Genomic DNA, 12631 nt, shown 5'->3' on the forward strand with positions numbered 1-12631 from the left:
GTCCGGTATCAAAAATTGGGTTCGACGCCCGAATCCTCGGGCGCCGAAGGGTCTATCAGGCTTGCGTCAGTGCTGCTGCCGCGTGTTCGAAGCGGTCCAGACCGGCATCGATATCGGCGTCTTCCACCACCAGGCTCGGGGCGAAACGGATCACGTCCGGGCCGGCCTGCAGAATCATCAGGCCTTCTTTTTCAGCGGCGTTGAAGATGTCCTTGGCCTTGCCTTTCCAGGCTTCGCTCAGCACACAACCGATCAACAGACCGAGGCCACGCACCTGAGTGAACAGGCCGTACTTCTCGCCGATCTGCTGCAGGCGGGTCTTGAATTTGTCGTGCTTAGCGTTGACGCCGCTCAGCACCTCGGGGGTGTTGATCACGTCGATCACTGCTTCGGCGACGGCGCACGCCAGCGGGTTACCGCCGTAAGTGGTGCCGTGGGTGCCGACGACCAGATGTTTGGCCAGCGCTTCAGTGGTCAGCATCGCGGCGATCGGGAAACCACCGCCCAGGCTCTTGGCGCTGGTCAGGATGTCCGGGGTTACGCCGTAATGCTGGTAGGCGAACAGGTGACCGGTACGGCCCATGCCGGTCTGCACTTCGTCGAACACCAGCAGCGCGTTGTTCGCGTCGCACAGTTCGCGGGCACCTTGCAGGTAAGCCAGTTCGGCCGGCAGTACACCGCCCTCGCCCTGGATAGGTTCGAGCACGACCGCACAGGTCTTGTCGGACACCGCCGCTTTCAGCGCGGCCAGATCGTTGTAAGGAACGTGGGTGATGCCGGTGATTTTCGGACCGAAACCGTCGGAGTACTTCGACTGGCCACCGACGTTGACGGTGAACAGGGTACGACCGTGGAAGCTGTTGAGCGCGGCGATGATCTCGTACTTCTCGCTGCCGAAACGGTCGAACGCCACGCGACGGGCCAGCTTGAACGCGGCCTCGTTGGCTTCGGCGCCCGAGTTGCAGAAGAACACGCGCTCGGCGAACGTGGCGTCGATCAGCTTGTGCGCCAGGCGCAGGGCCGGCTCGTTGGTGAACACGTTGGACACGTGCCACAGCTTGTTCGCCTGTTCGGTCAAGGCACCGACCAGCGCCGGATGCGCGTGGCCCAATACGTTTACGGCAATCCCGCCGGCGAAGTCGATCAGCTCGCGACCGCTCTGGTCCCAGACGCGGGAACCGGCGCCACGCACCGGAATGAAAGCGGCAGGCGCGTAGTTGGGAACCATTACCTGGTCGAAATCGGCGCGTTGTACCGCAGCGTGCTCAACGGACATCGGAGTCTCCTGAAGAGGAACACCCGCCTGAAACTGGCGAGCGATGGGGGGATTGTAAGGACAGTTTTCAGCCCGGCCTTGCCGCCAAGCGACAACTTCTTATAGCGCAAACCCCGGATTTTCCCGGGTTTACGGCAATGCGACATATAGCGTCGCAAAGGCGCAGTTTAAACTGCGCGCCGCCGTTTGCGCAGACGTACCGGGGATCTTAATCAAGAGAGTTTTGTGGTGTGCGGTATATATGTACCGCACATCGAATCAATGGCCGGTGTTTGCTAGGGACCTTTCTCCAGGCAAACGGCCTCACCCCATGATTCAAGAAACCACACCCGCCCTCGCGACACTGCCCGACCCGCTGCTGCTACCCCGGCAGGACGCACACTATCAACCGCTGCTCCAGGCCATCCCGACATGGCTGATTCAGGCTGCGGCACACAAACGCGCGGCATTGAAACGGGCCAGTCCGCTGCTGCCCGCCAACCTCAAACAGGCATCACGCACCGAGCATGCAAAACTGCGCGCACTGAATGCCGCGCACTGGACCGCACACAACCGCGTCGAACGAAGCCTTGCCCGGTTGCAGGACGCCAAAGCGTTCGCCGAACCGCTGCTGCGCGCCGAACTGGCAAAGCGCTTTGGCTTGAATCTGGATGTCCGGCAGACTTTCCTGCGCCTGTACCTGCCCGACCATGTTCCGTGGCTGCGCATCAAATCCGGCGCCGCACGCACTTGGACTGTCTCGCTACTGGACGCCGCGCTGCACAATTTTGAAATCAGCGAGACCAGTGCTGACGCCTTTGAGTCCGCCTCGGGTTATGTCAGTCAGCCCTTACCTGACGGCCAGTTCAGCGTGTTGCCGAACATCCTCAAGGCGATGCCGATCCCTGCCTTCACCCGCCTGTGTCGCGACCTGGATATCGGCCGCCGCTACAACACTTATCTGCAAGACAATTTGGGCGTCAGCAATCCGCTGGTCGCAGCCGTGCTGCAACCGCAGGTTTGCACGAGTGACAAAGCCGCCCTGGTCGCCGCCCTGCAAATGGCCTACATGCAAAAGCTGCTGGGGGCCGATGTCCATCGCCTGATCCTCGGGCTGCTCGATGGCTTGCAGCATTTGCGCCTCAATCGTCAGGCGTGGCATTGCCATGCGCTGACGATGATGAAAGCCAGCCTGACCGGCATCGTGCTGTTCGCGCCGAATCTTGAAGCTGCAAACGCAACAGCGAGAGTCGTGGTTTACATTCCCGATGACCCGCAACACCCAGTCAAGGAATACGCCAGTTCCGCTGCCTTCGCTGAGGAGCTGGCGCAACGCCTGCGCGATCCGGACTATCAGGTCTTCTTCAGCCGTTTTATCGACCACGCCGAGCGCGGCGCTTTCTTCGGTCAGTTGCGGGCCTTGCTCAGCCCCGTCACCTGGCAACCCGTACCGGCCGGCGATCCACGCCCCAGCTGGCGCGAGCATCCGGCCGTGCGGCCTTTTATGCAGATCGTCGCGACCCCGATCCGGGGTGAGCTGTGGGTTTACCTCTACCAGCGCAAGCTCGACAAGATGCTCAACGATGCCCGCGTCATCGCCGTCTCGACGGCCATGGTCGATCGCAAGGCGCGCTGGGCACTCTGGGATTCCTTCACGGACATCGCACAGTCGTTGATCAACCTCGTCGCGTTCGTCGCCTTGCCATTCGTGCCATTTCTCGGCGAGCTGATGCTTGCCTACACGGCCTACCAACTGCTCGACGAGACGTTCGAAAGCATCGTCGACTGGGCCGAAGGACAACCCCGCGAAGCGTTCGCGCATTTGATCGGCGTCGTGGAGTCCATGGTGCAGGTCGGCACTTTCGCCGCCGGCGGCGCTATCGCCGTCAGCGAGTTTCGCGCGCTGTTGCCTGCCGATGTCGTCCAGTTCATCGACCGCTTCATTCCGGTGAAAACGGCCAATGGCAAGACCCGCTACTGGAAACCCGACCTGCGCCCTTACGAGTGGCCCGGCACGCTGCCCAAAGACATCCGAACCGATGCACTGGGCCTGCAAACCCACCAGGGCAAGAGCCTGCTGGCTCTGGAAGACAAGTTGTATGCCGTCAGCCTTGACCCCGAAACGGGCGCCCATCGCATCGACCATCCGACGCGCCCCGAGGCTTACAAACCCGCACTCAGGCACAACACCGCAGGCGCCTGGCAAACCGAAATTGACCAGCCACTGGCTTGGGATCGCGCCACCGTGCTGAGCCGCAGCAGTACGCAGATGCAGCGCCTTCCCGCCGCTCTGCGGGAGCGCCTGCTGAATATCAGTGGCTGCGAGGAAAAAACCCTGCGCCAGATGCACGTCGAGCGCGATCAATTGCCACCCTTACTCAGTGACACGCTGCAGCGCTGGCAGATCGATCAGGACATTCAATTGTTCATCGAGCAGATTGGCAGCTCGAATGCCGAGGATTACCTCAAGGCCGACCCGGCCACCCAACTGCAACTGCTTTTCGACAACGGCGACTGGCCTGCCGACCGAGGCCTGCAACTGATCGACCGTCAGGGCAGAACCCTGTGGCGCAGCCCCGTCGCCGATGTGCCATTCATACAAATCGAGGGCTCACGACTGGACGATGGCGACCTGCTCAAGACCTGCCTGCAACGCCTGACAGAATCGCAACGAAGGCGGCTATTGAGCGAAGCCCTGCATACGCCCGCACCCTCGGCCGAGGCCCGCGCAACTAGCCTGCGGCGCAGCGTCGCCGAGCTGGCACAGCGCAAACGCCAAAGCCTGTTCGAGGATCGATATCGTCAGTTACAGCGCGGCGCCAGCCCGCTGGTACAGGTACTGATGGATGCCGAACCCGGCCTGCCGAAGGCGTTGGCGCAATCGATACTGGAAACGGCAAGTGATGCTGAATACCTGCAATTACAGCGTGGAACACTCTCCGCAAGACTGGTGGTTCTGACCCAGGAAACGGGTCTGCAAGTGCGCGCAACCCGAGCCTTTGAAGGGCTGGAGCTGCAAGCGACAGTCAATAATCTGGATACGGATCGGCTGGCCCTCCACTCGCTGCCACGCTTGCCGGGCTGGTCGCCGTCGATACGAATGGAGCTCAGGCACTACAGCCATAGCGGGCAACTGATCGACAGCCTCGGCGCGCAGGACGCGCTCATTCGCAAGGTGCTGGTACTGACCGAACAGGGCGACTATCAGCCGTTCGACGCTACCGGTGAGTCACTCAGCGCGCCGGGTTCACTGTATTCAAGCCTGCTGCATGCCCTGCCCGACGCAGAACGTTCGGCGCTGACCATCCACATCACGCAAGACCTGCAGCTCAAGCAGCTGATTCGTGACGACGCGCTCGACCGTCAAGCGTTGCTGAACCTGCTGTCGCAAAATCCGATTCGCAAACCCGCTTACGACCCCACCGTGATGCGCCTGCGTGGCGGTACCAGTGGCTATCGGCGCATGCCTACCAATACGCCGACGCTGCACGCCCATGCCCACTGGCTGCTGCCGCACTTGCTGCCCGAGGAACTCAATGCATTCGTCGAGCGCCTGCAACGCCATCCGAACGGCCCGCGAGCGGAGCTGAGCCGCTTGATCACTGAACGCAACCGCCTCGACGCGGTGCTGAGTCCGTGGACTGAGGGTATTCCCCTCGTTCATCCGCAGTCAGGCGCCCGCCTCACCACCGAGCAATACGCGATCCAGCGTCATCGCCGACGGCAGATGCGGGTCGACATCCTGGACTGCTGGAAGCAGCAGGTTTCCTTGCCGGAGAACACCGAGCAGACCATCGATCTGCGCCTGTCACAGTCAATCATCGGAGAGCTGCCACAACTTGAGGTGAACTTCAGTCACGTGGACTACCTGACCATCGAAGGGGTCGGCAGCACTCAGGGTATACACGGTTTTCTGAACTGCTTCTCCGGCTTGCGTCGTCTGGCGCTGCGCAATTTCCAGCTGGGCAACCTGCCGGAATCGATCAGCCGGTCACCGCAACTGCGCGAGCTGATTCTCAGCGACTGCAGCATCACCCTGACAGCCGAGAGCCAAACCACACTGGCGGCAATGACTCAGCTGAGGACCCTGGACCTGTTCAGGAACCCGCTCGGACTCACCCCCAATGTCGAAAAAATGCCCCGACTCAATTACATCGATGTGTCGGAGACCGGCATATCCGAACTGCCACCCGGCCTGCTCACGCGCCCGCTATTGCGCACCGCGCTGCTCAACGACAACCAGATCCGGTCGTTGTCTCCCGCCCTTTTCGAGCTGCCCAACAACGTTCCGGAAGGCTTCGATCTGAGCGGTAATCCGATTGCCAGCGCAGACCGGGAGCGCATCAAACGCCACTTCAACGACACCCGCCAGGACTTCGGCGTAATGGCCGAACAGGCTGATCTGCTGCGCGTACAGGCGCTGTACACACACATGGATCTGGAACAGGCCAGTGAATTTTTCTATCTGCTACCCGGCACCCTGGTCGAGGGTCGAATCGAACTTGCACGACTTGAGCGTGAATACAGCGACTTGAGTAGCAACCTCGCCCACTGGGCGACCGACCACCCTGCCTTGCACCCGATCAGTGGCGAGCCCTTCACGATTGAGCAAGTGCTGAACGAGCACGCCGCACGTCACGAATTCAAATCGCTCATTGAACAATGCTGGCGCCGGGAAACCGAGCAGGACGAACCGGATGAGAACCTCCAGCCACTGCATGACTTGAACCTGGCGAAGATCATCCGCGGCGACTTGCCCGTACTCAATGCCGATTTCAGCCATGTCACGCATCTGTACCTCAGAAGCCTGCCGGGTCAGACGTTTGGAATCGACAGGTTTGTCGAGACGTTTGCCAGCCTCAGAGGACTGACGATTTATCAATATCGGCTTGAACACATTCCGCCGGCGGTGTTTCGCATGGCCAAGCTGACCTATTTGTCGCTTTCACACTGCGAGTTGACGCTCACTCCGCAAAACGCCCTTGAGCTTGCGCAAATGGAGCGCCTCGATCACCTGGACTTGAGTGACAACCCGTTGGGCGAGACGCCGGATGTCAGCCAGATGACTAATCTGCAAACGCTGATGCTGGACAGCAGCGGCATCACCAGCCTGCCGCCGGGCTTGCTGCAACTCGAACACCTGGAAATCGCCGACCTGAGCGACAACGCGATCACCCAGGTTCCCAGCGATATCCTGGAGTTGCCAGAAGAGCGTGCGGACAAATTCAGCCTGCGGAGCAATCCGCTCTCTGAGCTGAGCCTGCAACGGCTGATCGCCTACTTCAGAAAGCACCGCATCGATTTTGGCGTGGAAGCCGTCATCGAACGGGCGGAAATGGAGGTGTCCACGTCTGAAGATTCGGGGGTCGATGAGTGACGCTCAGCGGGTTCTGCCGGGGTGCGTCAACCGCGCTCCGGCGGCACTGACGACAGTTCGAACGGACTGCTGCTGCGCCGCTGGTTGCGATCTTCGCGCGGCGTGGCGCCGAAGAAGTTGCGGTAGGCGCTGGAGAAATGCGGCCCGGAGGAGAAACCGCAGGACAGGCCGATCTGGATGATCGACTTGCTGGTTTGCATCAACATCTGCCGGGCCTTGTTCAGGCGCAACTCCAGGTAGTACTGGCTCGGCACGCGGTTGAGGTATTGCTTGAAGATCCGCTCCAGCTGTCGACGGGACACGCACACGTGCTGGGCGATTTCGTCGGTGGTCAGCGGCTCTTCGATGTTGGCTTCCATCAGCAACACCGCTTGGGTGAGCTTCGGATGGCTGGAACCGAGGCGGTTCTGCAGTGGAATACGCTGGCGTTCACCGCCCTCGCGGATGCGCTCGACCACCAGTTCTTCGGACACCGCACCGGCCAGTTCTGCCCCATGATCACGGGCCAGCACCGCCAGCAGCAGGTCGAGTACCGACATGCCGCCACACGCGGTCAGGCGATCACGATCCCAGTCGAACAGGTGACTGGTGGCGATGACTTTCGGGAAGCGCTCGGCGAAATCGTCCTGCCAGCGCCAATGCACGGCCGCACGATAACCGTCGAGCAGACCGAGTTGCGCCAACGGATAGACACCCGCCGACAGACCACCGATCACGCAACCGGCCCGCACCAGTTGCTTGAGTGCGCTGCTGAGGGCCGGGGCCAGCGTGGCAGGCGGCTCGTCGGCGAGCAAAAAGAGTTTCTGGAAGTTTTCCAGCTTGCCGGTCCACGCCTCGCCCGGCAGTTGCCACGCCCCCTCGGCCGCAACGTCTGTCACGGTTTCGGCCTGGAGGAACGACAATTCGTAAACCACCTCCGGATGCACCCGCTGAGCAACACGCAAGGCCTCCTCCGCCAGCGCCAGCGTCAAAGCTTTAGTGCTGGGCCAAATCAGGAAACCAATTCGATGGGCAGTCATGGGCGGGCAATCCGAAACGAAGAACGGTGATGAAGGCATGGGCCAATGCTAGCCCGTAATCGAAGCTGTCGCAGATCCATTGTGGGAGCGGGCTTGCTCGCGAAGGCGGTGGTTCAGGCAGCAATGATGTTGACTGATCGACCGCTTTCGCGAGCAAGCCCGCTCCCACAGGGGGACCGAGCCAGTCTTCAGGTCGCGAAGCATGACCTAATCTGGTGCATAACGGCAGCGATTACTTGAGGCTACCTGAGAGGAATTGTTGCAAACGCTCGGATTGCGGATTGACCAGCACTTCGCGCGGGTTGCCGCTCTCTTCCACGACACCTTTGTGCAGGAACACCAACTGGTTCGACACTTCACGGGCGAAGCCCATTTCGTGCGTGACCACGACCATGGTGCGGCCTTCCTGAGCGAGGGCCTGCATGACTTTCAGCACGTCACCGACCAGTTCCGGGTCGAGGGCCGAAGTCGGTTCGTCGAACAACATCACTTCCGGCTCCATCGCCAGCGCACGGGCAATTGCCACACGCTGCTGCTCGCCACCGGACATATGCCCCGGGAACGCGTCTTTACGATGGGCCACGCCAACCTTGTTCAGGTAGTGCTCGGCTTTCTCGCGGGCTTCGGCCTTGGACACGCCCAGTACGTGGACCGGCGCTTCCATGATGTTTTCCAGCGCGGTCATGTGCGACCACAGGTTGAAATGCTGGAACACCATCGACAGGCGCGAGCGCATGCGTTGCAGCTGTTTCGGATCAGCGGCTTTCAGCGCGCCGTCCTTGTTCGCTACCAGTTTCAACTCTTCGTTGTTGAGCAGGATCTTGCCCGCGTGCGGCTGCTCGAGCAGGTTGATGCAGCGCAGGAAAGTACTTTTGCCGGAGCCACTGGAGCCGATGATGCTGATCACATCGCCGGCTGCCGCTTTCAGGGACACGCCCTTGAGCACTTCGTGACTGCCATAGCGTTTATGCAGGTCTTGGACTTCAAGTTTGTACATGCGGTCGGTTCTCACAAAAACAGTCAGTCAGTCGTTGAGCAAGCGCCCGTGACGCAGCGCTTCGCGCCCCGCCACCTTGGCCAGCCAGAAACCGGGTTGGGCATAGCGCAGCCGTTCAATGGCAAACAGCACCCCGGACGTACCAGCACACACCGTGCTGACCCGATCGGACACAGGGTCGATCACTTCGAAAATCTCATCCCCGGCTTCAACCCACTCGCCGGGTTTACGCAGAAAACTCACCACGCCGGGGTGCGGCGCCAACAGTAATTCAGTGCCTTCGAACGGCATGCCTTCGCACGCTTCGTTGGCCGGTTTCGGCCACTCGCCCGTGATCAGGCCCTGCTCGGCAAGGAACGCCAGAATGCCTTCGGCCCAGGCCACCGCATCAGCGCGGTCGGTATTGGCCTGACCGCCGAGCTCGACGGTGGTCGCCAGGCACGCCAGTGGGATCTGCGCGTCCGGAAACTGCCGCGACAGACGCAACCATGGCAACGAGCACGCTTCATCGAAGGAGCTGCCGCCGGAATCTTCCGCCAGCAAACCGACCTTCACATTCAGATGTGCGGCCAGGGAGCGCCACTGCGGCCAGTGCTGCGGCAGTGCATACATGTGCAGCGCGGCTTCGGCGTCGCAGTGCAAGTCAAGCACCACATCGGCAGTGCAGGCGTGGCTGAGCAAAACGCGCTGCATGCCTTGCAACTGGCTGCCTGCCTCGGGCAATGCCGCCAGATGATCCGCCATGGCCTGACGGATCAGCCGAATGTTGGCGTGCGGATCGTCACCAAGACGCTCGGCCAGCGTCGCCGCCACCGGCGCGCTCAGCTCGACGAAATCGCGGTTGAAATTCTTGCCGCTGCCCGCCTCGAAACGCCCCTGATGATTGCCTTGCAGCAACTGGCCGAGGCCCAGCGGGTTGGCGACCGGCACCAGCTCGATCACACCGTTGAGCAGACCTTGGGCTTCGAGTTCGCCGAGGCGCTTTTTCAGCTCCCAGGCGGTGCGCATGCCCGGCAGTTCGTCGGCGTGCAGGCTGGCCTGGATGTAAGCCTTGCGCTCGCCGCTCCCAAACCGGAACACCGAAATCTTGCGCTCGCTGCCCAGATGGCTCCACGGCAATACGTGGTCGATGCGTTCCATATCAGTGCTTCCGCGGGGCGAGGTAGCTCAACCAGCGGCGCTCGGCCAGCTTGAACAGCTTCACCAGAATGAAGGTCAGGCACAGGTAGAACACGCCGGCGGTGATGTACGCCTCGAACGGCAGGTAGTACTGCGCGTTGACGGTACGGGCCGCGCCGGTGATGTCGATCAGGGTCACAATGGACGCCAGACTGGTGGTCTGCAGCATCATGATCACTTCGTTGCTGTACTGCGGCAGCGCCCGGCGCAGGGCCGATGGCAACAGAATGCGCTTGTACAGTTTGAAGCGCGACATGCCCATGGCCTTGGCGGCTTCGATCTCGCCGTTCGGCGTGGCCTTGAGGCTGCCGGCGATGATCTCGGCGGTGTAGGCGCTGGTGTTGATCGCGAAAGCCAGGCACGCACAGAACGTTGCGCTGGACAGCCACGGCCACATGAAGCTTTCACGTACTGCTTCGAACTGGGCCAGACCGTAGTAGATCAAAAACAGCTGCACCAGCATCGGCGTGCCGCGGATCACGTAGGTGTAGAGCCACGCGGCGCCGTTGATGATCGGGTTCTTGGAGACGCGCATCAGGCCCAGCGGCAGTGCCGCCAACAGACCGAACAGCAGCGACAGCGCGAGCAGTTTGAGGGTGGTCAGCAGGCCGCCGAGGTACAGCGGCATGGCCTCCCAAATGACGTTGTAGTCGAAGATCATAGATCAGCCGCCCTTACGCCTACCGAGTAGCGCTTCTCAAGGTGACGCAGCGCCAGCAACGAGACACTGGTGATCACCAGGTACATCGCCGCCACTGCGAGGAAGAAGGTGAAAGGCTCGCGGGTGGCATCTGCCGCCTGCTTGGCCTTGAACATCATGTCTTGCAGACCGACCACCGAAATCAGCGCGGTCGCCTTGGTCAGAACCAGCCAGTTGTTGGTGAAGCCAGGAATCGCCAGGCGAATCATCTGCGGCACCATCACCCGGAAGAACACCTGAAAACTGCTCATGCCGTACGCCATGCCCGCTTCGGCCTGGCCCTTGGGGATCGCCATGAACGCACCACGGAACGTCTCTGACAGGTACGCACCGAAGATGAAACCGAGGGTGCCGATACCGGCGGCCAGCGGATTCAGGTCGATGTAGTCGTCATAGCCGAGCATCGGCGCAACACGGTTGAGCAAGTCCTGACCGCCGTAGAAGATCAGCAGGATCAACACCAGGTCGGGAATCCCGCGGATCACCGTGGAATACAGATCGCCCAGCCACGCCAGCCAGCGAATCGGCGACAGGCGCAATGCGACCCCGATCAGCCCGAGAACGATGGCCAGGGCCATGGACGACAAGGCGAGCTGAAGCGTCAGCCATGCGCCATCGAGGATGACAGCCCCGTAGCCTTTCAACATGATTCAGGTCCTCGAAAGTTGGGATGAAAAAATGGCGCAAACCGCAGAGATCCTGTTGCTTGCGCCATTTCTGACTTGTCGCAGAGACGTGTTACTTGCCGTAGATATCGAAGGCGAAGTACTTGTCCTGGATAGCTTTGTATTTACCGTTTTCACGGATGGCCGCGATGGCCGCGTTGATCTTGTCTTTCAGCGCGTCACCCTTGCGCACCGCGATGCCTACGCCGTCGCCGAAGTATTTGACGTCGGTGAACTGCGGGCCAACGAAGGCGAAGCCTTTGCCGGAATCAGTGTTCAGGAAGCCGTCCTGCAGCAGGGTGGCATCAGCCACGGTACCGTCGAGGCGACCAGCAGCCACGTCGAGGTAGATTTCGTTCTGCGAGCCGTATGGCTTGATCTCGGCACCCAGCGGGGCCAGGACTTCGCGGGCGAAACGCTCGTGGATCGAACCACGTTGTACACCGATGTTTTTGCCCTTGAGCTCAGACAGGTTGTCGCTGACAACGGTACCCTGCTTCATGACCAGACGGGCCGGGGTGTTGTAGTACTTGTTGGTGAAGTCCACGGACTTCTTGCGGTCTTCGGTGATCGACATCGACGACAGGATCGCGTCGATCTTGCGCACTTTCAGTGCCGGGATCAGACCGTCGAACTCTTGCTCGACCCACTGGCACTTGACCTTCATTTCTTCACACAGGGCATTGCCGATGTCGTAGTCGAAACCAACGATGCTGCCATCCGGCGCTTTCGAAGCGAACGGAGGGTAAGCCGCTTCGATACCGATCTTCAGAGGTTTTTCATCAGCGAAGGAATTCAGCGACAGCACGGACAGTGCCAGGGCGCCAAGCAGCACAAGTTTCTTCATCTTGGGACTCCATCGGTAAAGGGCAAAAACGGCAGAGTGAGCGACAGCCCAATATGCGAATGGGTGAATCGGGAAAGCGGCGCAGCATCGGTGGGAAATTTCCCATTGAAACCCTCGGAGGTTTCAACGTCAGCCACGATGAGCGAGTGATCGGCATTCTAACGACAGGCCCGAAGCCGATATTTCTTCAATGCGACAACTAATTACAGATGCACAGAGAAACCCGCTTGAGCGCATTGACAGCCTTGCAAATTCATGCAAGAGCGAAAGACAGTGAACCGATCTATGCTGCAAATTGCGGGCCTATTATTCGCAAACCCTTCTAATCCGGCAAGCGCAGCGTTGTGTCTTATTTTTCACCGGGGGTTTTGAGGCTCTAAAACGGGGCATTGCGTTTCCCTTCGCCCCGCGGCGGGGCGGGCGGTTACACATTTGGTTACTCAGGTAGGCATGGGTAACAGCGGGAAGGGGCTTACGCGGGAAATCGATAATTATTGGTTGGGTGGGTTTTCATTCCGACAGCGAAGTACACCGGTGTCTGACAGATGGCTATCGCGAGCAGGCTCACTCCTACAGTGATCGCGCTCCAATC

Annotated in this window: 8 protein-coding genes; 1 reads left to right on the top strand and 7 read right to left on the bottom strand. The window is 60.6% G+C overall.

Annotated features, from left to right (window positions below):
• Window positions 1-55: 55 nt before the first annotated feature.
• Window positions 56-1276 (bottom strand): aspartate aminotransferase family protein, encoded by a 1221-nt coding sequence (locus KCG87_RS21185; RefSeq protein ID WP_210558869.1) that lies wholly within the window; start codon window positions 1274-1276, stop codon window positions 56-58.
• Between the two features lie 310 nt (window positions 1277-1586).
• Here KCG87_RS21185 and KCG87_RS21190 point away from each other — a divergent pair, with 310 nt between their 5' ends.
• Window positions 1587-6632: a DUF6543 domain-containing protein gene (locus KCG87_RS21190; RefSeq protein ID WP_210558868.1), complete on the top strand. Its 5046-nt coding sequence runs from the start codon at window positions 1587-1589 to the stop codon at window positions 6630-6632.
• Window positions 6633-6658: 26 nt separating this feature from the next.
• Here the strand turns inward: KCG87_RS21190 and argR are convergent, their stop codons facing one another.
• The 6 genes from argR to KCG87_RS21220 form a co-directional block, all read right to left on the bottom strand.
• Window positions 6659-7651 (bottom strand): transcriptional regulator ArgR, encoded by a 993-nt coding sequence (argR, locus tag KCG87_RS21195; protein WP_167734168.1) that lies wholly within the window; start codon window positions 7649-7651, stop codon window positions 6659-6661.
• A gap of 232 nt (window positions 7652-7883) precedes the next feature.
• Window positions 7884-8648 (bottom strand): ATP-binding cassette domain-containing protein, encoded by a 765-nt coding sequence (locus tag KCG87_RS21200; protein ID WP_003227281.1) that lies wholly within the window; start codon window positions 8646-8648, stop codon window positions 7884-7886.
• A gap of 27 nt (window positions 8649-8675) precedes the next feature.
• On the bottom strand, window positions 8676-9788 hold the full coding sequence (locus KCG87_RS21205) for a M14 family metallopeptidase (protein ID WP_134787129.1): 1113 nt from the start codon (window positions 9786-9788) through the stop codon (window positions 8676-8678).
• 1 nt (window position 9789) lies between these two features.
• Entirely contained in the window at window positions 9790-10488 is a 699-nt protein-coding gene (locus KCG87_RS21210; RefSeq protein WP_210558867.1) for an ABC transporter permease, read from the bottom strand.
• Complete coding sequence (locus KCG87_RS21215) at window positions 10485-11174, bottom strand: ABC transporter permease (protein WP_003227287.1); 690 nt, start codon at window positions 11172-11174, stop codon at window positions 10485-10487. The genes KCG87_RS21210 and KCG87_RS21215 overlap by 4 nt, the downstream gene beginning before the upstream one ends.
• Before the next feature lie 91 nt (window positions 11175-11265).
• Window positions 11266-12039, bottom strand: a complete 774-nt coding sequence (locus KCG87_RS21220; RefSeq protein ID WP_027612633.1) for an ABC transporter substrate-binding protein — start codon at window positions 12037-12039, stop codon at window positions 11266-11268.
• Between the last annotated feature and the right edge of the window lie 592 nt (window positions 12040-12631).

The sequence above is a fragment of the Pseudomonas sp. MWU347 genome (genome assembly GCF_017947305.1).
Taxonomy (GTDB): Bacteria; Pseudomonadota; Gammaproteobacteria; order Pseudomonadales; family Pseudomonadaceae; genus Aquipseudomonas; species Aquipseudomonas putida_A.